General features: G+C 63.5%; 21 protein-coding genes. 16 read left to right on the forward strand and 5 right to left on the reverse strand.

What is annotated here, in order from left to right; translation table 11 throughout:
• Positions 1 to 19 precede the first annotated feature (19 nt).
• Entirely contained in the window at positions 20 to 2,290 is a 2,271-nt protein-coding gene (locus BLW56_RS17800; RefSeq protein ID WP_256203629.1) for a TonB-dependent hemoglobin/transferrin/lactoferrin family receptor, read from the forward strand.
• A gap of 22 nt (positions 2,291 to 2,312) precedes the next feature.
• Positions 2,313 to 3,290 carry a DUF6607 family protein gene (locus BLW56_RS17805; protein ID WP_093512255.1) on the forward strand — a complete coding sequence of 326 codons (978 nt, stop codon included), beginning with the start codon at positions 2,313 to 2,315 and terminating at the stop codon, positions 3,288 to 3,290.
• Positions 3,291 to 3,344: 54 nt separating this feature from the next.
• On the opposite strand, the gene BLW56_RS20460 is transcribed toward BLW56_RS17805, so the two are convergent.
• Positions 3,345 to 3,845 carry a hypothetical protein gene (locus BLW56_RS20460; RefSeq protein ID WP_143043502.1) on the reverse strand — a complete coding sequence of 167 codons (501 nt, stop codon included), beginning with the start codon at positions 3,843 to 3,845 and terminating at the stop codon, positions 3,345 to 3,347.
• Positions 3,846 to 3,862: 17 nt separating this feature from the next.
• The gene (locus tag BLW56_RS17810) at positions 3,863 to 4,243 is read right to left on the reverse strand and encodes a DoxX family protein (RefSeq protein WP_093512256.1); all 381 of its coding nucleotides are present in this window, start codon (positions 4,241 to 4,243) and stop codon (positions 3,863 to 3,865) included.
• Between the two features lie 219 nt (positions 4,244 to 4,462).
• Between BLW56_RS17810 and BLW56_RS17815 the strand changes: the two genes are divergently transcribed.
• The 4 genes from BLW56_RS17815 (at position 4,463) to BLW56_RS17830 (ending at position 7,629) form a co-directional block, all read left to right on the forward strand.
• Positions 4,463 to 4,918 (forward strand): carboxymuconolactone decarboxylase family protein, encoded by a 456-nt coding sequence (locus BLW56_RS17815; protein WP_093512258.1) that lies wholly within the window; start codon positions 4,463 to 4,465, stop codon positions 4,916 to 4,918.
• A 13-nt stretch (positions 4,919 to 4,931) separates the two neighbouring features.
• Positions 4,932 to 5,810 carry a sigma-70 family RNA polymerase sigma factor gene (locus tag BLW56_RS17820; RefSeq protein ID WP_093512260.1) on the forward strand — a complete coding sequence of 293 codons (879 nt, stop codon included), beginning with the start codon at positions 4,932 to 4,934 and terminating at the stop codon, positions 5,808 to 5,810.
• A 354-nt stretch (positions 5,811 to 6,164) separates the two neighbouring features.
• The gene (ybeY, locus tag BLW56_RS17825) at positions 6,165 to 6,671 is read left to right on the forward strand and encodes an rRNA maturation RNase YbeY (RefSeq protein WP_093512262.1); all 507 of its coding nucleotides are present in this window, start codon (positions 6,165 to 6,167) and stop codon (positions 6,669 to 6,671) included.
• Positions 6,672 to 6,690: 19 nt separating this feature from the next.
• Positions 6,691 to 7,629 carry a hemolysin family protein gene (locus BLW56_RS17830; protein ID WP_093512264.1) on the forward strand — a complete coding sequence of 313 codons (939 nt, stop codon included), beginning with the start codon at positions 6,691 to 6,693 and terminating at the stop codon, positions 7,627 to 7,629.
• A gap of 9 nt (positions 7,630 to 7,638) precedes the next feature.
• Here BLW56_RS17830 and BLW56_RS17835 read toward each other — a convergent pair whose 3' ends face one another.
• Complete coding sequence (locus BLW56_RS17835; RefSeq protein WP_256203630.1) at positions 7,639 to 8,364, reverse strand: COG3904 family protein; 726 nt, start codon at positions 8,362 to 8,364, stop codon at positions 7,639 to 7,641.
• Positions 8,365 to 8,539: 175 nt separating this feature from the next.
• Between BLW56_RS17835 and BLW56_RS17840 the strand changes: the two genes are divergently transcribed.
• The 6 genes from BLW56_RS17840 to BLW56_RS17865 all read left to right on the forward strand — a co-directional run bounded on the left by BLW56_RS17840 (position 8,540) and on the right by BLW56_RS17865 (position 14,672).
• On the forward strand, positions 8,540 to 9,601 hold the full coding sequence (locus tag BLW56_RS17840) for a hypothetical protein (RefSeq protein ID WP_143043503.1): 1,062 nt from the start codon (positions 8,540 to 8,542) through the stop codon (positions 9,599 to 9,601).
• A 44-nt stretch (positions 9,602 to 9,645) separates the two neighbouring features.
• Entirely contained in the window at positions 9,646 to 10,803 is a 1,158-nt protein-coding gene (locus BLW56_RS17845) for a glycosyltransferase family 4 protein (protein WP_093512268.1), read from the forward strand.
• A gap of 7 nt (positions 10,804 to 10,810) precedes the next feature.
• Positions 10,811 to 12,130: a replication-associated recombination protein A gene (locus BLW56_RS17850; RefSeq protein ID WP_093512270.1), complete on the forward strand. Its 1,320-nt coding sequence runs from the start codon at positions 10,811 to 10,813 to the stop codon at positions 12,128 to 12,130.
• A 76-nt stretch (positions 12,131 to 12,206) separates the two neighbouring features.
• The gene (locus tag BLW56_RS17855; RefSeq protein ID WP_093512272.1) at positions 12,207 to 12,953 is read left to right on the forward strand and encodes a hypothetical protein; all 747 of its coding nucleotides are present in this window, start codon (positions 12,207 to 12,209) and stop codon (positions 12,951 to 12,953) included.
• A gap of 14 nt (positions 12,954 to 12,967) precedes the next feature.
• Positions 12,968 to 13,321 carry an MmcQ/YjbR family DNA-binding protein gene (locus BLW56_RS17860; protein ID WP_093512274.1) on the forward strand — a complete coding sequence of 118 codons (354 nt, stop codon included), beginning with the start codon at positions 12,968 to 12,970 and terminating at the stop codon, positions 13,319 to 13,321.
• A 4-nt stretch (positions 13,322 to 13,325) separates the two neighbouring features.
• The gene (locus BLW56_RS17865; RefSeq protein WP_256203632.1) at positions 13,326 to 14,672 is read left to right on the forward strand and encodes a serine hydrolase domain-containing protein; all 1,347 of its coding nucleotides are present in this window, start codon (positions 13,326 to 13,328) and stop codon (positions 14,670 to 14,672) included.
• Here BLW56_RS17865 and BLW56_RS17870 read toward each other — a convergent pair whose 3' ends face one another.
• Complete coding sequence (locus BLW56_RS17870; RefSeq protein WP_093512277.1) at positions 14,673 to 15,089, reverse strand: GFA family protein; 417 nt, start codon at positions 15,087 to 15,089, stop codon at positions 14,673 to 14,675.
• Between the two features lie 220 nt (positions 15,090 to 15,309).
• Between BLW56_RS17870 and BLW56_RS17875 the strand changes: the two genes are divergently transcribed.
• The 4 genes from BLW56_RS17875 (at position 15,310) to BLW56_RS20970 (ending at position 19,564) form a co-directional block, all read left to right on the forward strand.
• Entirely contained in the window at positions 15,310 to 15,498 is a 189-nt protein-coding gene (locus BLW56_RS17875; protein WP_093512279.1) for a hypothetical protein, read from the forward strand.
• Positions 15,499 to 15,503: 5 nt separating this feature from the next.
• A complete protein-coding gene (locus BLW56_RS17880) occupies positions 15,504 to 16,889 on the forward strand; it encodes a class I SAM-dependent methyltransferase (RefSeq protein WP_093512281.1) in 1,386 nt (461 codons plus the stop codon).
• Positions 16,890 to 16,893: 4 nt separating this feature from the next.
• Positions 16,894 to 18,450 carry a sulfatase-like hydrolase/transferase gene (locus BLW56_RS17885; protein ID WP_093512283.1) on the forward strand — a complete coding sequence of 519 codons (1,557 nt, stop codon included), beginning with the start codon at positions 16,894 to 16,896 and terminating at the stop codon, positions 18,448 to 18,450.
• Positions 18,451 to 18,598: 148 nt separating this feature from the next.
• Positions 18,599 to 19,564: a phosphatase PAP2 family protein gene (locus BLW56_RS20970; protein WP_256203636.1), complete on the forward strand. Its 966-nt coding sequence runs from the start codon at positions 18,599 to 18,601 to the stop codon at positions 19,562 to 19,564.
• Between the two features lie 21 nt (positions 19,565 to 19,585).
• Here the strand turns inward: BLW56_RS20970 and ptsP are convergent, their stop codons facing one another.
• Positions 19,586 to 21,883, reverse strand: a complete 2,298-nt coding sequence (gene ptsP, locus BLW56_RS17895) for a phosphoenolpyruvate--protein phosphotransferase (RefSeq protein ID WP_093512285.1) — start codon at positions 21,881 to 21,883, stop codon at positions 19,586 to 19,588.

Here is a 21,883-nt window from a genome sequence, read left to right on the forward strand (position 1 = left end):
ATCAATCAGGGGAAGAAAATTGAACATCCAACGTCTGCCGTCCGTAACCCGCCTTGCCGCAGGCAGCGCGCTGGGCCTCGTGCTCGCCGCGACCGCTGCGCCGGCCTTTGCGCAGGACAATGACGGCGACTATTGGGTGGCGCGCAAGAACCAGATCGTCGTCACTGCGACGCGCACCGCGGTGAAGGCTGAGGACGTTCCGGTCACCGTCACCGTCAAGACCGACGAACAGATCGCCGACGAGCTCGTCACCGACATCCGCGACCTCGTCCGCTTCGAACCCGGCGTCAGCGTCCAGCGCCAGCCCGCGCGCTTCGGTGCTGCGCTCGGCGCGACCGGCCGGGCCGGCAACGACAGCTTCAACATCCGCGGCATCGGCGGCAACCGCGTGTTGATCCAGGTCGATGGCGTGCGCGTCCCCGATGGTTTCAGTTTTGGCGCACAAGCATCGGGTCGCGGCGATTATGTCGACCTCGGTCTCGTCAAGTCGGTCGAAATCCTGCGTGGTCCGTCGTCGGCGCTGTACGGCAGCGACGGGCTTGCGGGCGCGGTCAGCTTCATCACCTCGGACCCCGTCGACTTCCTCGAGGAGGGCAAGAATGTCGGCGGCCTTCTCCGCGCCGGCTACAGTAGCGCCGATGAGGAATTCAGCGAAACCGTGATCCTCGCGGGACGCAGCGGCGACTGGTCGCTGATGGCGGCCTACACCCGCCGCGATTACAAGGAACTCGAAAATCAGGGCAGCCTTGGCACCGCGAACGGTATCGGCGCATCGCGGACGCTCGCCAATCCGCAAGACGGCCGCTCGGACGCCGCGCTCGCGCGCATCGTCTATGATCCCGCCAATGGCCACAAACTGCGCCTGACCGGCGAATATCTCGATACGCGCCTCTACACCAACGGCCTCAGCGGCCTCGGCTCGAACGGTCTCGGCGCAGTCGTCGATCGCCTCGAAGGGTTCGATACAGGGGAACGCAAGCGCGTTTCGCTCGACTGGAGCTGGGAAGGCGAAGGCGTGATCGATTTCGCCCGCGTCGCGCTTTACTGGCAGGACGGCGAAGATCGCCAATATACCGAGGAAGATCGTACCCCTTCGGTCGACCGCACCCGCCTCAACACCTTCGAAAACCGGGTCTTCGGTGCCTCGGCCGACGCGCGCGCCGATTTCGCCACCGGTGCGATCACGCACCGCCTCGTCTTCGGCGGCGATATCAGCAAGACGCGCCAGCGCGGCCTTCGCGGCGGCACCGTGCCGCCGGCGGGCGAAACCTATCCGACGCGCGCCTTCCCCAGCACCGACTTCACCCGCGCCGGGCTGTTCGTGGGCGACGAAATCTCGGTCGCCGACGGGCGCCTGCTTCTCTACCCGGCGCTGCGCTTCGACTGGTTCGACCTGTCGCCCGACAACGACCCGCTGCTGCCGACCTTCCGCGGTGCCAAGCAGGACGGTTCGCGCGTCTCGCCGAAATTCGGGGCGGTGTGGAAGGTCACCGATGACGTCCGGCTGTTCGCCAACTATGCGACCGGCTTCAAGGCGCCCGAACCGGGGCAGGTCAACCAGTTCTTCGAAAACCTGACCTCGCCCTTCTTCTCCTACCGGACGCTTCCGAACCCCGATCTGGGGCCCGAGCGCAGCGAAAGCTTTGAAGGCGGGGTGCGCTTTTCCAGCGATGCTGTCAGCCTCGACGTCACCGCCTTTTCCGCGCGGTACAAGGATTTCATCAGTCAGGAACAGGTCGGCGGCACTGGAACGATCGCCAACCCCATCCTCTATCAATTCGTGAATCTCGATCGCGTCCGGGTCAAAGGGGCCGAGGCGCGGTTCGAGGGGCGAGCGTCGTCCGGCCTGTATACGACGCTCGCCCTATCCTATGCGAAGGGTGACATCATCGACCCCGATGGCCTGCGCTCGCCGCTGTCGTCGATCGATCCGCTCAAGCTCGTTGCCGGGCTTGGTTATCGCGATCGCGAAGGACGCTTCGGCGGCCAGATCATCGTGACGCATGCGAGACGCAAGGAAGCGTCGCGCACGACGGGGCTCTGCACCCCCGAATGTTTCCGCCCCGACGCCTTCACCATCCTCGATGCGACGGCGTTCGTCCAGGTGATGGAAAAGCTTACGCTGCGCGCAGGCGTCTTCAACCTCCTCGACAAGAAATACAGCTGGTGGAGCGATGTGCGCGGTCTCGCGATGGGCGGAACAGTGACCGCGCCGACGGTCCCGGCGAGCGCCGACGCCTATACCCAGCCCGGCCGTAACGCGAGCGTGTCGCTGAGTTTCCGCTTCTAAAACAAAAAGAAGGACTGCAACGATGAAAACCTATCGCAAGATTGCCGCCGGGCTGCTGCTGCTCACCGCCGCGCTGCCCGTCGTGGCGTCGGCCCATCCGCCGATCGCCGCCGAGGCCGCGGCCGCCAATTTCGAACAGGACCGCGCCGACATCCTCGCGATGGCAGGCAATTACCGCGTCAGCTTCAACATGCAGGAATCGACGCGCTGGGATCCCGACTACGAAGTCCTCGAACCCAAGCGTTCGGGCGGCAACGAAGTCGTGCGCGTGATCGAGGACACCGGCCGCAAGATCAGCCTGCAGCATATGCTCGTCATTACCGGCGACGACGACAAGAGCATGATCATCAAGCATTGGCGCCAGGATTGGGAATATGAACCCGCGAAGGTGCTCGTCTATTCGGACCGCAATGCGTGGACGTGGGAAGACGTCCCTGAAAAGATGCGCACCGGCCGCTGGTCGCAGACGGTCTATCAGGTCGACGACAGCCCGCGGTACGGCGGCTGGGGCCAGTTTGAAACGCAGGGTGGCGTCCGCCGCTGGCGCTCGAACTGGACATGGCGCCCGCTCGCGCGCCGCGATGCCGTGCGCAATCCGGTTTACGACCGTTACCTCTCGATCAACCGCCACCAGCCTTCGCCCGACGGCTGGGTCCACTGGCAGGACAATACCAAGATGGGGACGAAGGACGGCAAGCTGGTGCCGATCGTCCAGGAATATGTCCTCAACACCTATATCAAATACGACCAGTATGATGTGAAGGCGGCCGACGATTATTGGGCGGCGACCAAGGATTATTGGGCGGCCGTGCGCGCCGAGTGGGACCGCGTCGCCGCAACCAAGGGCGGCATCGCGATCGAAGAAAAGGCCGACACCGGCACCGTGATCAGCGGCCGTCTGCTCGAAATGGCCGACGAGGTTCAGGAAAAAAAGCTGACCACCGCGAAAGCCATTTCCGAAGCGAAGAAGCTGATCGAAACGAACACGCGCAAGCTCTGACGACCTTCACCATGTGAAGCCCGAAACTGGGGGCGGCTCGCGAGGGTCGCCCCTTTATTTTGAGGGAAGACGTTGCGCCGTAGCGGGGCCGTGTTGCTCCTCAAAGATCGGCTGTGGGTTCTTTCCACGGCACGCCTCATACTCGACTGGCGGGTCATTCCGGAACCGGGTTGGCCAGCCGGGCAAACATGTGATTGTCGTCGTATCGAGTCCCCTTGCTAGGGCAAGAGACATTGAATGAGACCGTGCTTCGCCGATCAGGCAATTCAGGTTGGCGGGCGGCGTCGTATCGATCCGAACGAAGGACGATCCGGCGTGATCTGGAATTGTCGAATCGGTCGTAAACGCGTCGATACCGCAACTCCGGATCAACCGGACGCTGGTCGGCCCATCCTCATCCTTTGAGCTATGTGCGAATATTTCGTCGAAATTGTCATCCGCAATCCGCAGATAGAGCGGCTCGGGACGATCCTTGAACCACACGCTGGCAATTGCGGCGCCGACCAATGCCAGCGCCGCGCCCAGTGCCGTGCCCCACAGGAACGATCTGCGCATGCCGGGTTTTCTGGCAGTTATTTCTTCCTCGCGCCCTCGACGCTCCAGATCCCCGCACCGCTCGTCGCGATGAACAGGAAGATGAAGCAGTAGAGGATGATCGTCTCGCCGCCGTTGGCGATCGGGTAAAGCCCCTGCGTGCCGTGTGCGGTCCAGTAACCCACCGCCGACATGCCGCTCGCGATAAAGGCTGCGGGACGGGTGAACAGCCCGATGATGATGAGCGCGCCCGCGATCAGTTCGATCGTGCCTGCGCCATACAGCATCGGGTTGAGCGGATAGGGAAAGGCGGCCGGAAATGCGAAAAACTTCTGTACGCCGTGCGCGAGGAACAACAGCCCTGCGACAATACGCAGCAGCGCATAGGCCTGTTCGCCGAAACCATCGAGAAATTTCATGATCGATCCCCCTTCAAACCAATGACGCCGGCGATGCTAGCGGCTTGCCACGGGACATCAACCTATATCCCGGCGGACCTTATCCTATCCCAAAGTGGCATTGCCTTTGCCCCCTGCCGTCACGGAAAAATGCATCGCGCGAAAAAATAATCGCCCGGCATGTCACATTCGCCGCGCGTTGCTCGTCAAGTCCGTACAAACCAATCAAAGGAGCTTGCAATGACCAAGGTCAACGACCCCTATGCCGCCGCCCCGCACCTGATGAAGCAGTGGATGGCCGCCAGCCTCGCCGCCGAAAAGAGCCTCGAGCCAAGCTTGATCGAGCTGGTGAAAATCCGCTCGTCGATCCTCAACGGCTGCGCCAACTGCATCAACATGCACACGGTCGAAGCCCGCGCGAAGGGCGAAACCGAACAGCGCATCTATCTGCTCTCGGCCTGGCACGAAGCGCCGGTCTACACCGACCGCGAGCGTGCCGCGCTGGCGTGGACCGATGCCTTGACCCGCCTTTCGGAAGGGCACACACAGAAGGCCGCAAAGCAGGCGCTCGAAGCGCATTTCACGCCGGAGGAGCAGGTGAACCTGACCGTGATGATCAACGTCATCAATGGCTGGAACCGTATCGCGGTCGGTTTCGACCTCTGGTACGAAAACGGCGCGCTGAAGGCCGCCTGATGACCCGCGCTCGATGACTGGCGGGGGCATCCGCGGCGAAATCGATGCGGCGGCGGACGCGGCGGTCAGCTTCGACCCGTTGCGCCCGCTGCTCACCCGCGTCGCCTATCGTATGCTCGGTTCGGTCGCCGATGCCGAGGATGTCGTGCAGGACGCATATATCCGCTGGCTCGGCACCGATCGCGGTGCGGTGCGTGAGCCGGCGGCATTCCTGCGGCGAACCGTGACGCGGCTCTGCCTCGACCAGCTCAAGTCGGCGCGAAGCCAACGCGAAACCTATATCGGCCCCTGGCTCCCTGACCCGCTGGTCGAGGAGGAAGAAGAGGATGACGTCACGCTGCCGCTGATGCTTGCACTAGAACGCTTGTCGCCGCTCGAGCGCGCGGCGTTTCTCCTGCACGACGTCTTCGGCGTCGAGTTCGAGGAGGTCGCGAAGACGATCGACCGCGACCCCGCCGCAACGCGTCAACTCGCGGCGCGCGCGCGAACCCACGTCCGCGATGCGCGCCCGCGCTACAAGCTCGAAAAGGAACAGGGGCTTCAGATCGCAAACGCTTTTTTCGCCGCATCGCGGAGCGGCGACATGGGCGCGCTCGGCGCCTTGCTTGCCGCCGATGTCGGCATGTGGGCCGACGGTGGCGGCAAGCGGCCTGCGGCGATGGGCGTCATCCTTGGCGTCGATACGGTAGTGAAACTGCATCGCAGCCTCGCCGTGCTCTTTGGCAAATATGGCTCGACGCTCGTCCATACCGGGACGATCAACGGCCTGCCGGGTTTCGTCACGCGCGAAGCCGACGGCGAACTGCAAACCACCGCGCTCGAAATCGAGGAAGGCAAGATCGCCGCCATCTATGTCATGCGCAATCCCGACAAGCTGCGCCACATGCACTGATCGCCGCGGCGCCTATCAGGTGCTCAAAATGGTAGGGAAAAAGAAACCGGGTGCGCTATGGAAACGCATTTCTGCGCCAACCCGCTGAATTTCTTTGCGAACCGAATCCGATGCAAGTGGGTCATATTTACCGGAAAGTTGAATCGCCAATTATTGGCGACAGGCCGTGCCGCGCTAGCCATCGGTATCCGAGAGGCCTGCGGGGTCTTTTTTGCTGTCCTACATCGTGTCGCGGCTATAGCGTCGCGCCATGATCCACAGCCAGCCTATGCGGGTTTCGCCTGCCGCCTCCGATATGCGATTTCAGAGTGAAGTTACGCAGTTTTCAGCCAGTTCCTGCTCGGGTGATTTTCCATGCTGAGCGTCGAAACCCATGCCGCGACGCCATGGCCCGATCCGCTCGACTGGGAGGCGCGGGCAGGGGAGGCGGTCGCCGCGGCGCTTGCGCTGACGCCCTATGCCTCGCTCGCCGATGCTGCGCCGCTCGTCGAGGTGTCGGTGCGGCTGACCGACGATGCGGAGGTGCATACCCTCAACCGCGACTTTCGCGGCAAGGACAAGCCGACCAATGTCCTCTCCTTTCCGCAGGTGCAGGATGACCTGCTCGAAAGTCTCGCCAACAGCGACGATGCCGAAATCCTGCTCGGCGACATCGTGCTGGCGCGCGAAACCTGCGCGCGCGAGGCGGAAGAGAAGGGGATTTCGATCCCCGATCATGCGACGCATCTGATCGTTCACGGGACGCTGCATCTGGTTGGATATGACCATATGGACGACGCCTCCGCCGCCGCGATGGAGGCGCTCGAGGTGAAAGCGCTTGCATCGCTGGGCATCGCCAATCCATATGCGGATCAGGATTAACAGGGAAAAGCCATTATCTATGCCCGACGACCAGGGATCTTCGAACCGATCGGAAGAGGACAGTAGTAGACCCGGACTATTGTCCGGGCTGAAAACGCTGTTGTTCGGCGACGACAAGGAACCGTCGCTGCGCGAACAGATCGAAGAGGTCATCGACGAGGCCGAGGAAGATGGGCCGGAACGGCGCGGCAGCAGCGTCGTCGGCGACCTCTCGCCGATCGAGCGTAAGATGTTGCGTAACCTCCTGCACTTCGGCGAGCAGACCGTCGACGATGTCGCGGTGCCGCGCGCCGATATTATCGCGATCCCCGAAAGTGCGAGCTTTGCCGACATCGTCGCGCTGTTCGCCGAGGCCGGGCACAGCCGCCTGCCGGTCTATCGCGAAAATCTGGATGAAGTCGTCGGCATGATCCACGTCAAGGACGTGTTCGCCGTACTTGCCGAAGGACGCACGCCGCCGCCTTTGCTCGACCTGATCCGGCAGCCGCTTTACGTCCCGCAGTCGATGGGCGTGCTCGACCTGCTCGCCGAAATGCGCGCGAAGCGGACCCATTTGGCGATCGTAATCGACGAATATTCGGGGACCGAGGGGCTGCTCACGATCGAGGATCTGGTCGAGGAAATCGTCGGCGAGATTGAGGACGAGCATGACGATGAACCGACCGTGCTCTTCGCGCCCGGCGACGGGGGATGTTGGGAAGCCGATGCGCGCGCCGAACTCGACGACGTCGGCGAGGCGATCGACCCGCGGCTTGCCGAGGTGGAGGAAGATGTCGATACGCTGGGCGGCCTCGCCGCCGTGCTCGCGGGCCATGTTCCCGAGGTCGGTGAAATCCTCCAGCATCCGAGCGGCTGGCGTATCGAGGTGACCGAGGCAGACGAACGCCGCGTCCACCATTTGCGGCTTCACCCGCCGGTGGTCGTCGATCTTGAGGCGCCGTCGGAAACCGGGGACTAGCCGCGCCGGCTAATCGGGGCTGATGTTGATTACATTATAGCGCAGCGCCTCTGCGGGTGTCAGGCATCGGCGGGTCGATCGGTCGCTTTCGGTCGCGACCGCCTTTTGCCGGTACATGATGTCCGACAACAGATCGCGCGAGACGTCGAGCCGGATCAACAGGTCATTGTCCTCGGTCGCCATCAGCGCGGCTTCGCGTTCGACGTCGCTGATCAATTCGGTCGTGGAATCGGCTCCCATCGCGACGCTCGACTGGATGGCGTTCTTGTCTCCGGTCATCGTGAACATATGGACCATGAAATGGCCGCCGGGATCGATCGTGCGAGCGCGACCGCCCATGAAGACGAAATTGCACGCACTGAAACAGGTCCATCCCGACGGAATGCGCGTCACCATCTGGCGTTCCTTGCTGAACTTGCGGATCAGCAGCCCCGCCGCATTGCCGGCCCGCGCATCGCCGCCCGGCGACCGGATCCAGATCTCGCTGATCGCCGGATTGTCGGTCAGGATTTTTTCGAGCCGGGCGGGCAGCTCGCTGTCGATGCGCCCCTCGGCCAGCAACACGGTTTCGCCGCTGCGCTTGAACGGCGTCAGCACCATCGTCTTGTAGTCTGACCAGTTGGGCTCTGCGGGGCAGGTGGGATTGTCGGGGTCCATCTCCATCCCCGGGGGCGTCGCCGCGGTGCATGCCACCATCGCAGTCCACGCCGTGAGCGATTTGATCCAAGGGTTCATACGATCATCCCCACATCAAGCGGACCCCCGACCGCTTGTGCGATCATATCAGGTCGTTGCCGGAACCGAAACAATATCGCAGCGCGGATGCCTATGGTGTGACTGGTATCATTGCCCCGGCTTGTGAGCCCGTCCATTCAAGCCTAGCCTTGGAGGCGAGGTTGGGAGTTCGGTCATGCGAACAAAGCTGCGACACGGGTTGGCGGTCGGGGTCGTCTTCATGGCACTGATGTCGGGCCATGGCGACGCGACGGCTTGGCAAGGTCAGCCGAGCGAGGGGGACAAGGCCTTTGTTCCGCCGCCCGTCACCGAACCCGCGCTGCCGGCGCTTCCGATCCGACCGGTGCTCGATACCGAAAGCTACCCCGCCTGCCGCGAGGATTATCGCAAGATCGACGCGCCTTTTGACAAGGCCGCGGCGATCAACCGCTGCACGGTGGCGATCGACACCTATTACCGGAACAAGATGCTTCCCTATCGCGAAGCGATGATCGTCTATCAGGGGGCTCTGTCGTCGCTTTATACGGAGAAGGTTGGGGGCAATATGCGCTATTCCCCCGCGACGCAGGACCGCTTCTACAAAGCCGTTATGGTCGAGCATGCGGCGTCCGATCCCGGGGGCGCCAATCTGGCCGCCTATCGTGCGGTCGAGGCGCAATATCAGACCGACCGCGCCTATCTGGCCGACCGTTTCTGCTTCAACACGGGCTGCAACGGCTATCCAGTCCCGGCATCGCCGGTCAAAATGGCGGTGCCCGACGCAACAGAAAAACCCGCCGAGACGAAAGGTACGGAGGAAAAGCGTGCGAGCAACGACAATCCCGACCCCAAGTGCAAGCGTGCCCGCAAGCGCGGCGGTGCGCTGGGCGGATTGATCGGCGGTGTCGCGGGGAGCGCGGTGGGCCTCAAGGGCGTCGGTACACTTGTGTCCGGGCTGGTCGGGGCGGTGCTCGTCGCCGAAATCGCCTGCCAGCTCGATGAAAAGGAGCAGAAGGCCGCTGCCGAGGCGACCGTTGCGGTGACGAAAAAGGAAGAGGTCGGGGCGACCGCCAAATGGACCAGCCCGACGCGCGAAGGCGTTGCGGGATCGTCGACGATCACCGCGCTCAACACCGAACCCAACGGCAGTAAATGTCTCGCGATCACCGACATCGCGATCGTCGAGGGCGAGGAGACGCGCGTATCGAAACGCATGTGCCGTGCGAAGCCCGGCGAACCGTACAGCATCATGGCCTGACGGCGGCGTTGCGTTTGCGCCGCGACGGGACTAGCGGAGGCGTGATGGACGTCTCAGACCTTCGCATCGCCCTGTTCAGTGGCAATTATAATATGACCACCGACGGCGCGAACAAGGCGCTGAACCGTCTGGTGGCTTATCTTCTGGCCCATGGCGCCGCGGTTCGCGTCTATTCGCCGACCGTCGCAATCCCCGCCTTCGAACCGACGGGCGATCTCGTTAGCGTGCCTTCAGTCGCGATTCCGGGGCGAAGCGAATATCGCATTCCCGTGTCCTTTTCGTCGCGCGTGCGTGAGGACATCACCGCTTTTGCGCCGAACATCGTTCATATCTCCAGCCCCGATCGCGTTGCCAGGCAGGCGGCGGCATGGGCGCGGCGGCGGCGGCTCCCGGTCGCCTGTTCGGTGCACACGCGTTTCGAAACCTACGTTCGCTATTATAATCTGTCGTTCCTCGAGCCGGTTATGGTCGCATGGCTCCGCAAGCTTTACCGCAAGTGCGACGCGCTGATCGCGCCGTCCGAAAGCTTTGCGCAGGTGCTGCGCGAACAGCGGATGAACTATGATATCGGCATCTGGACCCGCGGCGTCGAGCAGGGCGTTTTCAATCCCGGCCGCCGCGACATGGCGTGGCGCCGCTCGCTCGATATCGCCGACGATGTTCCCGCCATTGCCTTCCTCGGCCGGCTGGTGATGGAAAAGGGGCTCGACGTCTTCGCCGACGCGATCGACGTGCTCCAGCGCCGCGGCGTGCCGCACAAGGTCGTCGTGATCGGCGAAGGGCCGGCGGGCGAATGGTTCGAATCGCGCCTGCCCAACGCGAAGTTCGTCGGTTTCCAGGGCGGTGAGGATCTCGCGCGTGCGCTTGCCTCATGCGATATTTTCTTCAACCCGTCGGTCACCGAAACCTTTGGCAATGTGACGCTCGAAGCGATGGCCTGCGGCTTGCCCGTCGTTGCGGCGCGCGCGACGGGCAGCGCCAGCATCGTCAAGCATGGACAAACCGGTTATCTGGTCGCCCCCGGATCGATCACAGGCTTTGCCGACCATCTGCAGCGCTATTGCCGCGACATCCAGCTTCGCGCCGAGCATGGTGCCGCGGCGGTGCTCGAAAGCGGTGCCTATCAATGGGACGCGATCAACCGGACGGTTGCCGACACCTATATTCGCCTGATCCGTCAGAAGCAGCGGCACCGGAGTTGAGATAGGCATGGCCGGGGATCTGTTCGGCGAGGAAGTGCCCGGTGCGGAGCAGGGCAGCGCAACCGGCCCGGTGCCGCTGGCCGAACGGCTGCGTCCGCGCACCCTCGCCGAGGTCGTCGGGCAGGAGCATCTGACCGGGGCCGAGGGGGCGATCGGCCGGATGGTCGCGGCGGGCCAATTGGCCTCGATCATCCTGTGGGGTCCGCCGGGAACCGGCAAGACGACGATCGCGCGGCTGCTTGCAGAGGCGGTGGGCATGCGGTTCGCGCCGCTGTCGGCTGTCTTCTCGGGCGTCGCCGATCTTCGCCAAGCCTTCGCCGACGCGGAGAAGATGGCGGCAGCGGGCAAGCGGACATTGCTCTTCGTCGACGAAATCCATCGGTTTAATCGGGCGCAGCAGGACGGCTTTCTGCCCTATGTCGAACGCGGCACCGTGGTGCTGGTGGGTGCGACGACCGAGAATCCGAGTTTCACGCTCAATGCCGCACTGCTCAGCCGCGCGCAGGTGCTCGTCCTCAATCGCCTCGGCGAAGCGGCGCTGGGCACGCTCGTCGAGCGGGCGGAGACCGAGGTTGGCGAGCGCCTGCCAGTGACCGACGAGGCGCGCGCCGCGCTGATCGCCAGCGCCGACGGCGACGGGCGTTTCCTGCTCAATCAGGTCGAAACGCTTTTCTCGGTGACGATCGAGAAACCGCTCGACCCGGCCGAGTTGGCGCAGTTCCTGCACCGCCGGATGCCCGTCTATGACAAGGATCGCGACGGCCATTATAACCTGATCTCGGCGCTGCATAAGGCGCTGCGCGGATCGGACCCGCAAGCCGCGCTCTACTGGCTCGCGCGGATGCTCGTCGCGGGCGAGGAGCCGCTCTATGTGCTCCGGCGAATCACCCGCTTCGCGAGCGAGGACATCGGGCTCGCCGACCCGCAGGCGCTTGTGCAATGCCTCGCCGCAAAGGACGCGTATCAGTTCCTCGGATCGCCCGAAGGCGAACTCGCGATCGTGCAGGCGTGCCTCTATTGCGCCACCGCGCCCAAGTCGAACGCCGCCTATGCGGCGCAGAAGGCAGCATGGGCTGCCGCGCGCGAAACCGGCAGCCTCGCGCCCCCGGCCAATATCCTCAATGCGCCGACCAAGCTGATGAAAGATTTGGGTTATGGTGCGGGCTACAGTTACGACCATGACGCGCCCGACGGCTTTTCGGGCGGCAATTACTGGCCCGACGACATGGCGCCGGTCGACTTTTACCGGCCGGTCGATCGCGGCTTCGAAAAGCGTATCGCCGAACGTATCGCCTGGTGGGACGAACGCCGACACGTGAAGGAATGACGTCAGCCTTGCCCCGCATCGCGCATGGGTATAGTTTTGGTACCAATCGGGTCGCGCCGGAATTGGGGTAGTCATCATGGCATTGGCGCTTGTCCTTGCCGCTGCAGCGACACCGATCCTGTCCTGTCCAGGCGGCACCATCGAAACAAAATGCACCGCTGCGGAGGTGGCGGCGAAGATTGCGATCACGCGTGCGCGCGTCACCAATATCGCGCAGCGATGTCTGTACGACTTCGGGGGCAAGTGCAGCGTCGAGGCAAGCGGACGGATCAACAGCAGCGATCGCGGCGCGACCTTGCTTTGGCAAAAGATGCTGCTCGCGCCGCGTGACGGTCCGCAGGCGCGGATGCTGGTCCTGTTATCGCAGGACAAGGCGGGCAAGACGGCGCTTGCCGGCTTCGCCGAAAGTTCGGGATCGATCGGCGCGCCCGATCTGGTCGTCGACAATGACAAGCGGCGGCTCGTCCATGTCGGCGGCACGCTCGCCGGCAGCGGGGGTGGCAACGCCGATGCCCTGTTCGTAAGCGATACCGCTACGCCCCAGTGGCGCCGCGTCGATCTGTCCGACTGGGCGGAGCAGGGCGGCAAGCTGCTGCCGACGGGCTATTGGCTGCGTGGCCCGGCACAATTTGCCTTCGACGAAATGTTCGCCTCGGCGCCCGTCGCGCGCGACGGCGACGGCAATTGCTGTCCCCGCGGGGGCAACGCTTTCTATGATCTCGATATTCAGGGCGACCGGCTGGTGTTGACGCGTCTGCGCTTCCAGCCCATGCAGCCGTTGGGACGGGACGTCGAGGTTACAGCCGGGACGCTCGAAGACTAGTTCGACGGGACGCCATGGCGCTTGTATTCGATAGCTGGGACGATGTGGTGGCTTTTGCCTGCGCGCTTCCCGATGTCGAGATGCTTTCCTTTTACGGCACCCCTTGTCCCAAGCTGGGCGGCAAGGCTCTCGCGTCTCCGGGACGCGAGCCGGGCAGTTTTGCGGTGATGTGCAACCCCGACGAAAAGGAAATCCTGCTTGAAACCGATCCCGACACCTTCTGGCAAACACCGCATTATGAAGGCTGGCACGCGCTTCTTGTCCGCTTCGGATCGGACGATCCCGAACGCGTTGCCAATGTCATCAGGCGCGCCTGGTGGGATCGCGCCAAGAAGGCACAGCGGCAGGCGTTCGGCGAACGGCCCTGACCTGTTGCGCATTCTCGGCGCCTTGCTCCTTGTCGGCGCCGTGCCCGCGGCAGCACAGGCGCCGAAGCCCAATGCCGATCTGAACCGCGCCTGGGCCGCGGGTTATCGCGCGGCCTTCGTCTGTTCATCCTTGTGGAACGGTGCGGGCAAACCGCTCGAGACGATCGAACGCGACGAGCTCACCGGAATTTACCCCGAGATCGAGGCCGACGTTCGTGCGTTGAAGGCTGATGTCGACGACAAGATGAAAAGCGTCAGCGTCAGATATCGCGACGATATGCCGCCGCGGATTGCCCAATGGAGCGGGCGCGACGGCTGCGTCACGCTGCCGATCGGGGCTCAGTCGGCAGCGTTTCCCGCCGCCGAACGCCGCGCCGACCTCGATGCGCGCCCTTGGCCGATCGGCGACAAGAATGCGCGGCGTCCCGCCACCAAGGGCTTGGGTCCGTTCGAAGAGACGGCAATGGGCATCGACCGCTTCGGCGGACGCACCAGTTCGCTACTGATCGTCAAGAACGGTCGGATTGCGTTTGAGCGCTATTGGGGCGGGCACGATATCCACACCGCCCAGCGCACCTTCTCGGTCGCGAAATCGATGGCGGCGACGCTGATCGGTCATGCGGTGCAACAGGGCCGGATGGACGTGACGAAGCCCGCGACGATCGCCGAATGGCAGACGCAGGGGGATCCGCGGGCGGTGATCACCACCGAACAGCTGATGCGTATGGCGAGCGGCCTGACCAGCGATACCGCGGGCAACCGCAGCGACGCCATCTATATGGGCGGTGCATCGGTTCGCCAGTGGACGACGCAATGGCCGCTGCTCAACCCGCCGAACAGCCGTTATCGCTATGCCAACAACGACACGCTGCTCGCAACGCTGTCGCTGAAAGCGGCGTTGAAAAAGACGGGCGAACCGCTCGACCCCGCCGCCTTCTTCGACCGGCTTGGCATGACGCGCACCTTCGTCGAGCATGACAAGGACGGCGATTATATCCTGTCGAGCCAGGTGTGGACGACCGCGCGCGATTTGGCGCGGCTGGGGCTCCTCTATCAGAAGGACGGGATGTGGCAGGGCGAGCGCCTGCTCCCCGCCGACTGGCGCCGCTTCGTCACGATGCCGAGCGGGCCGCAGCCCGATGGCGCGTTCGGTTATGGGGCGGGCTTCTGGCTGCTCAACAAGTCGGAAGGAATTCCTGCCGACGCTTTCGGTGCCTTCGGCAACCGCGGCCAATATGTCATCATCATCCCGTCGCGCGAACTGGTGATCGTCCGCCAGGGTTATGACGACGACAAGACGCGGCTCGATACCGCCGAACTCGTCAAGGCCGTGGTCGCCGCCGACCGCTGATCATTCGAAGGGCGGATAACGCTCGAACGCCGGCAACTCGTTGAGCTTTTCCATCCAGCCGATGCGGTCGGCGGTCTGAATCTGCGCCTGCGCGGGGATCGCGTCGGGGTCGTCGAGCGTCGCGGTCTGCACGTCGATCTGGCCGGGGAAGATCGCATCGTTGGTATAGAAGAGCCCCGTGCCGCAATCGGCGCAGAAATGCCGGCGGCCATGCTCGGACGAGGCATAGACCTTCGCCGTGCCGTCGATGTCGATTTCGTCATTGCCGACAAGCGCCCAGCCGACGAGCGGTGCGCCCGAATGGCGGCGACAGTCGCTGCAGTGGCACAGCGCATGATGCTGCACCGCAGTGCTCATCGAATAGCGGATCGCACCGCAATGGCATTGGCCGGAGGCACGGGCGGCTGGCTCGGTCATCTCTCTCTCCTCAAGTTATCGATGGGGAACATAACATAAACATCATGCGCTCGGCAATTTGAAATAGCGTACTGTCATCCGATCCAAGAGGGGAAACAGCTTCTGGCCGTAGGTCGGAATTCTGCGGAAAACTGGGCCATTAACCTGATATTTACGTTGTCTGGTCACAAATCCGCAGCATCAATCAAGGGGGGCTGCATTGAAAAAGACTTTTCCTGACATGCTGTTCGCTGTCTTCGCGTTTATCGCGTTCAGCTTCGCGACCACCACACCGGCCTATGCTTATCTTGACGGCGCGACCGTCAGCATGGCGCTGCAGGCTCTCACCGGCGCGGTCGCCAGTGTTTTGCTGTTCGGCAAAATCTATTGGGCAAAGCTCAAGAACATCGTCAAGCGCCAGCAGGACTGACCTTCATGAAATTCGACGCGGGATCATTCCGCGACCCTTCGGGTCGCGTGCTTCGTCATGACAATCGCGTCCTGCGCGCGGTGTTCGAGGCCGGCGCATCGCAGTTCGCTGCCGTCAAGGACAGCGGCGTGCTCGACGACATGATCGGCCAGGGCTGGTTGCTTCCGGCCGACACGCTGGCGAACGAAAATCTCGACGAATTGGCTCCCGGCGCAATCCATTGGCTGGAGCATCCGGTCCTCGATTTCGTGTCCTATCCATACGAATGGTGCTTCTCCGCGCTGAAAGCCGCGGCGCTTCATCATCTCGATTTCCATATCGCCCTGCTGGGGCGGGGGTTCACCCTGTCAGATGCGACGGCCTATAATGTCCAGTTCCAGGGGACGAAGCCGGTCTTCATCGATCATCTCTCGATCATTCCCTATGAAGATGGATCCGCATGGGCGGGGCAGCGGCAGTTCGGAATGCAGTTCCTCAACCCGCTTTACCTCTGGGCAAAGAAGGGCATCGCTCCGCACGCATGGTATCGCGGTTCGGTGGAAGGCATCGAGCCCGAAGAGCTGGTAAAGCTCCTCGGCCTGCGCGATCGCCTGTCGTTCACCGTCATGGCGCATATCGTCGGGCCCGCGGCCTTCGCGCGTCGCCGCGTTGCAGAGGGGCTGGACACCAAGCCGCACCGCGCCGCGCATTTGCCCAAGCAGCGTCTGATCGCGTTGCTGACCAGCCTGCGCGACTATATCGCGGGTCTCGCTCTCGCCGGCGAAAAGACGGTGTGGGATGATTACGCCGCCAACAACAGCTATGACGAAGCACGCCGCAATACGAAGCACGCCTTTGTCGCAGAGACGGTCGGCCGTGTCGCGCCGGACATGTTGTTCGACATCGGCTGCAACAGCGGGGACTTCAGCCAGACGTCGATCGACGCCGGCGCCCGCAGCGTCGTCGGGTTCGACTTCGATTTCGGCGCGCTCGAACGCGCTTTTGCCCGGTTCGATCGGTCGGGTGCCCGTGTCTTGCCGCTATGGCTCGATGCGACCAATCCGAGTCCGGCGCAAGGATGGGCGGGCGCCGAGCGCAAGAGCCTGCTCGATCGCTCGAACGCCGACATGGTGCTTGCGCTTGCCGTGATCCATCATCTGGCAATCGCCAAGAATATCCCGCTCGATATGGCGGTCGACTGGCTTATGAGCCTCGCGCCCTCGGGCGTCATCGAATTTCCCTCCAAGGCCGACCCGATGGTCGCGCAATTGCTGCGCCACCGGCCCGACATTTTCCCGGACTATACCGAAGAGGCCTTTCTTCGGCACGTCGGCGCGCGCGGCCGCATCGTCCGCGAAGATCGCATTGGCGAGGGTGGACGGCTGATCGTCGCATACGATCGCCGCGGCTGAACCTATGAGTTCGCTGACCGCTCGTGTGGCAAAATATCCTGTCGCCGGGATATTGGTCACGCTCATCGCAGTCATCGCGTTCTGGAACGGCAATCAGCTTCGTCTGGGCTTCGAGAGCGTCTGGCCGACGATGGCCAGTGCCATCGCCGTCGCGGCAATCGTCACGACGCTTTTCCGCGCGATATGCGGCGACTGGATGCGCGCCGGCATCGCGTCGGGTTTCGCGGCCTTCTACTTCTTCTATATCCCGCGGCTGCTGGCGTTGCTGCCCCTGCCTTTTGCGGCGGCAGCCGCTGCGCATGTTGCGGTTATCGCGGGCCTTGTTCTGCTCTATCGCGCGCTCCCTTCCGATCGGGCGAAATTCGGCGATATCGGGGGGCGGATCAATTTATTGTGCGCTTTGCTCCTGACGATCAATATTGCACCGCTCGCGGTCCAGCAACTGCGCCTCGAAGCCGCACGCGGACCGGCGCTGGAAGGCTTGGCGGCGTTAGAGGGCAGGGCGGAAGCCCGCGACCCCGACGTGTGGCACATCCTGTTTGATCGCTATGCCGCCGCCGACACGTTGAAATCGCGCTATGGTTTCGACAATCAGCCTTTTGTCGACGCGCTGCGCCAGCGTGGCTTCGTGGTCCAGGATCACGCCTATTCCAATTATCAGCGGACGAGCCATTCGGTCGCTTCCACGATGAACGGCGTGCTGCTCGACCGGATGGGCGGGCGGATGACCGGAGAGCCGGGCGATTGGGTTCCGATTTATCGCGCCGCGCGTGACGGGGATGCCATTCGGCGATTCAATGATTTCGGCTATCGTACCATTTTCGCCGGCAGCTGGTGGGAACCGACGCGGTTCAGCACCGCCGCGCAGGATTCGATCCGGATCCGGGCGCTGCCGCAACTCGCCCGACTGGCGATCGACCAGTCGGCCGCGGGCTTCTGGCTAGGCAGGCTCGACCTGCCCTATTTCGACGGACGCGGGGACCAATGCCACCGCGCTAACGAGAAATTTCGCAGGCTGCGCGAAGTCGCGCGCGATCCGGCGCGAAAGCATGTATTCGCCCATTTCCTGGTACCGCACCCGCCGTTCGTATTGAACGCCGACGGCAGTTGCCGGACGCTGGAAGCCGCGCAAAAGGCGTCGCGCTCCGAAAATTATGTCGATCAGGTGCGCTTCGCCAATCGGGAGGTGCTGGGGCTCATCGATGCGATCCTCGCCGGGCCACGGCCCGCGGTTATCGTCCTCCACAGCGATGAAGGGCCTTGGCCCGCCCCCTATGTCGGCGACGAGCACGGCCTTGGCACCGACCCGGTTCCCGTCCCGTGGAGCAAATTGTCGGATGGTCAACTCCGCGAGAAAATGGGCATATTGCTCGCCGTGCGCGATCCGTCGGGCCGCGCGCCGGTCACGATGCCCGCATCGCCCGTGCAAATCTATCCCGCCATCCTGCGTGATCATTTCGGATCGACACAGCCGCTGCCGCCGTCCCGCCACTACATGTTCAAGGGCGACAGTGCGCTTTATGACTTCGAGGACGTCAGCGACAGGCTCGCCGCCAACTAGAGGTTCGACTGCGGTCCATTTTGTTCCAGGCGGCTGCGCGGCATCCGATTTAGCCCTAAATTAACCTTGTTGTGGCACCTCGTCGCTGCGGGAGGAGCGGCATCGACTGCTCACCGCGGGACCAGTTTTCTGCCTTTTGGGGTAACCGATGCGATCCAGCCTACGCGCCATTCCGCCCGAGATTGTCATTGCCGGGGCTTCATTGGCGGTGATGTTCCTCCTGTCGGTCGCCTTCAATCTGCCGATCGTCTTGCCGTCGGGCAATCGGGCCGCCTTCGTCGGGGTTCATTATCTCTATCCGCTGATCGGCGTCGCGCTTCTGGGCGTGGCGACATTCGCCGCCGGAAAGCGTGATGTTTCGGCGAGCTTCTTCATCGCATTGCCATGCTATATCGCGATCCTGTTCGCGCACTTCCACATCAAGCTTTGGATTCCGCATATCAATCCCGCACTTTATGACGATTTTTACTGGCAGACGGATCAGATGGTCCGCCCGATCGTCGATGCGTGCATCTATATCCGGAAAAACCTGTTCGGGTTGGTGACGTATGAATCGAACTTCTACATGCTGTCGTTTATCGGCCTGTTCTACACCAGCTTCCTCTATCACGCGATGAAGACGCCCGCCCATTTCCGGACGTTGGTCGTGGCCGTCCTGCTCGTGCAATCGCTCGGCGCGATCGCCTATCTGGTCGCGCCGGCGGTGGGGCCGTTCATCTATGAACGCGGCATCGATCCCTTCGTCACGCCGGGCCAACTCGGCATGCTCGATTTCTATCGCAGCTCGGTTGCGGGGGGCTCGGAATGGCTGGCAGAGCGTGGCGGCACCGATTTTACCGCAGGGCTGGCCGCAATGCCGTCGCTGCACGCCGCCGGGGCTTTCCTGTTCTTTCTCTTCGCCTGGAAGCACGGCCGGATCCTCCTGCCGCTCTATTCGATCATCCTCTTTTTCATCCTCGTCACATCGATCGCGACCCGCTGGCATTATGTCATCGACGTGCCTGTCGGTATCGCGCTGGCGTGGGGCTGCCTCTGGCTTGCCGAGCGGATCGTTCCCGTCGAAAAGGTCGAAACTGTCGAGCCGACCGGGGATGCGGTGCCCGCCGTCGCCTGACCCTTGCTTCCGCCGCGGCGTTCAATCGCCGAGGTCGACCCCATGCGCGGTCGCCCAGTTCCGATACTGGCTGCGCGGATCGGCTGACGGTTGCGCCAACAGCCCGGGCATGTCGGCGCGCAGCGCGGCGAGATCGAGCGAGCGGATCATCGCCTTGACCGGGCCGACACCCGCGGGCGTGATCGACAGGCGTTCGATACCGACACCAAGCAACGCCATGGCTTCGAGCGGACGTCCGCCCATTTCGCCGCATACGCCCAGCGCGACCTTCGATCCCGACACCGTTCGCACAACGCGCGCAAGGTAGCGCATCACCGTCGGCGACAACCAGTCATAGCGTTCGGCAAGCCGCGGGTGTGCGCGGTCGGCCGCGAACAGGAACTGCGTGAGGTCGTTGGTGCCGATCGACAGAAAATCGAGGTGCGGCAGCATCAGGTCGAGCGTTTCGAGAAGGCCCGGCACTTCGAGCATCGCGCCATAGCGGATCGCGACGGGCAGCTTCTTGTTATGGCTGGCAAGCCAGGCGCGCTGGCCGACGAAGAGGTTGCGCGCGGCTTCATATTCCCAAGGCTCCGACACCATCGGGAACATCACGTTGAGCGTCCGACCGGCGGCGGCTTCCATCAGCGCCCGCGCCTGAACCTTCAAAAGTCCTTCGCGTTCGAGCGCAAGGCGCAGCGCGCGCCAGCCCATCGCCGGATTTTCCTCATGCGCGCTGTCGCCGACATTCATATAGGGCAGCGCCTTGTCGCCGCCGATGTCGACGGTGCGAAAGATCACCGGGCGGTCGCCCGCGGCGTCGAGCACATCGCGATAGAGCCGCTGCTGACGGTCACGCGACGGCAAAGTCGCCGATACGAGGAACTGGAATTCGGTGCGGAACAGGCCGATCCCGCGCGCGCCCGTCAGGTCGAGCGCGGCGACATCTTCGCGCAGGCCCGCATTGATCATCAGTTCGATTGCGACACCGTCCTTGGTGACTGCGGGAAGATCGCGGAGCGAAGCGAGATTGGCGCGGCGCTTTTGCGAAATTTCCAGCTTGGCGTCGAACGCGTCCTGCACCGCCTGCGTCGGGCGCACGTGAAGCTGGCCTGCCGAGGCATCGAGCAGCAACAGATCGCCTTCGCGGATCGACGCGCGCACATCGCTGACGCGGCCGATCACCGGTACGCCCATTGCGCGCGCGACGATGATGACGTGCGCGGTCAGGGATCCTTCCTCGAGCACGACGCCTTTCAGGCGGCGGCGGTCATATTCGAGCAGTTCGGCGGGGCCGAGGTTGCGCGCGATCAGGATCGAATCCTGCCGCAGGCCCATTTGCGCTGCGGTGCCCATCTGGCCCGACACGATGCGGATCAGCCGGTTCGACAGATCTTCCAGATCGTGCATGCGGTCGCGCAGCAACGGGTCGTCGATCTGGCGCATCCGCATCCGGGTGCGTTGCTGAACGCGCTCGATCGCCGCCTCGGCGGTCAGGCCGCTGTCGATTGCCTCGTTGATCCGGCGCGACCATCCCTCGTCATAGGCGAACATCTTGTAGGTCTCGATGACCTCCTCATGCTCGCCGCCGACGCCGAAGTCGGCCGAGCTCGCCATGCGGTCGATCTGTTCGCGCATCTTGTCGAACGCGGCATAGACGCGGTGACGCTCGGCCTCGGTATCGTCGGCGACCGTGTGCTCGATGGTGATGCGCGGCTGGTGAAACACCGCGACCCCGGCGCCCATGCCGTCGACCAGCTTCTGCCCGTTCAGCCGCTGCGCCGACTGATCGGCTGCGGCGGCATCGGTGCGTGCCGCGGTGTCGACGAGGTCGGCGTTGGCGATCAGTTCGGACAGCACCATCGCGACGGTCTGCAACGTCTCGATCTCGATATCGTCATAGCGGCGCGGATCTGCGTGCTGAACGCAAAGCACCCCGACCGCGCGCTCGCGGCGGATGATCGGGACACCGGCAAAGCTGTGGAACAATTCTTCGCCGGTTTCGGGGCGATAGGAAAAGTCGGGGTGCGCTGCGGCTTCATCGAGGTTGAGCGTTTCGATCTGGTCGGCGATCATTCCGACCAACCCCTCGCCGAGGCCAAGGCGCGTGACGTGTACCGCCTCCTGCTTCAGCCCGCGTGTCGCATAAAGTTCGAGCGCGCCTTCGCGCAGCAGGTAGATCGAGCAGACCTCGCTATCGAGGCATTCGCCGATGATCCCGACGACCTGGTTCAGCTTTCCTTGCGCATTGGCGCGCGATGCCATGACCTCGTGCAGCCGGGTCAGGATGGTGCGCGCCGACTGGGCGGCCGACGAGGGCGGGGGCGGGGCGTTGGTCAT

This window comes from Sphingopyxis sp. YR583 (genome assembly GCF_900108295.1).
Taxonomy (GTDB): Bacteria; Pseudomonadota; Alphaproteobacteria; order Sphingomonadales; family Sphingomonadaceae; genus Sphingopyxis.

Bases quoted from the DNA above. Each gene is read 5' to 3' on its own strand.
- BLW56_RS17805 (WP_093512255.1), top strand. From the start codon at position 2,313: ATGAAAACCTATCGCAAGATTGCCGCCGGGCTGCTGCTGCTCACCGCC.
- BLW56_RS20460 (WP_143043502.1), bottom strand. From the start codon at position 3,845: ATGCGCAGATCGTTCCTGTGGGGCACGGCACTGGGCGCGGCGCTGGCA.
- BLW56_RS17810 (WP_093512256.1), bottom strand. From the start codon at position 4,243: ATGAAATTTCTCGATGGTTTCGGCGAACAGGCCTATGCGCTGCTGCGT.
- BLW56_RS17815 (WP_093512258.1), top strand. From the start codon at position 4,463: ATGACCAAGGTCAACGACCCCTATGCCGCCGCCCCGCACCTGATGAAG.
- BLW56_RS17820 (WP_093512260.1), top strand. From the start codon at position 4,932: ATGACTGGCGGGGGCATCCGCGGCGAAATCGATGCGGCGGCGGACGCG.
- ybeY (WP_093512262.1), top strand. From the start codon at position 6,165: ATGCTGAGCGTCGAAACCCATGCCGCGACGCCATGGCCCGATCCGCTC.
- BLW56_RS17830 (WP_093512264.1), top strand. From the start codon at position 6,691: ATGCCCGACGACCAGGGATCTTCGAACCGATCGGAAGAGGACAGTAGT.
- BLW56_RS17835 (WP_256203630.1), bottom strand. From the start codon at position 8,364: ATGAACCCTTGGATCAAATCGCTCACGGCGTGGACTGCGATGGTGGCA.
- BLW56_RS17840 (WP_143043503.1), top strand. From the start codon at position 8,540: ATGCGAACAAAGCTGCGACACGGGTTGGCGGTCGGGGTCGTCTTCATG.
- BLW56_RS17845 (WP_093512268.1), top strand. From the start codon at position 9,646: ATGGACGTCTCAGACCTTCGCATCGCCCTGTTCAGTGGCAATTATAAT.
- BLW56_RS17850 (WP_093512270.1), top strand. From the start codon at position 10,811: ATGGCCGGGGATCTGTTCGGCGAGGAAGTGCCCGGTGCGGAGCAGGGC.
- BLW56_RS17855 (WP_093512272.1), top strand. From the start codon at position 12,207: ATGGCATTGGCGCTTGTCCTTGCCGCTGCAGCGACACCGATCCTGTCC.
- BLW56_RS17860 (WP_093512274.1), top strand. From the start codon at position 12,968: ATGGCGCTTGTATTCGATAGCTGGGACGATGTGGTGGCTTTTGCCTGC.
- BLW56_RS17870 (WP_093512277.1), bottom strand. From the start codon at position 15,089: ATGACCGAGCCAGCCGCCCGTGCCTCCGGCCAATGCCATTGCGGTGCG.
- BLW56_RS17875 (WP_093512279.1), top strand. From the start codon at position 15,310: ATGCTGTTCGCTGTCTTCGCGTTTATCGCGTTCAGCTTCGCGACCACC.
- BLW56_RS17880 (WP_093512281.1), top strand. From the start codon at position 15,504: ATGAAATTCGACGCGGGATCATTCCGCGACCCTTCGGGTCGCGTGCTT.
- BLW56_RS17885 (WP_093512283.1), top strand. From the start codon at position 16,894: ATGAGTTCGCTGACCGCTCGTGTGGCAAAATATCCTGTCGCCGGGATA.
- BLW56_RS20970 (WP_256203636.1), top strand. From the start codon at position 18,599: ATGCGATCCAGCCTACGCGCCATTCCGCCCGAGATTGTCATTGCCGGG.
- ptsP (WP_093512285.1), bottom strand. From the start codon at position 21,883: ATGACCAACGCCCCGCCCCCGCCCTCGTCGGCCGCCCAGTCGGCGCGC.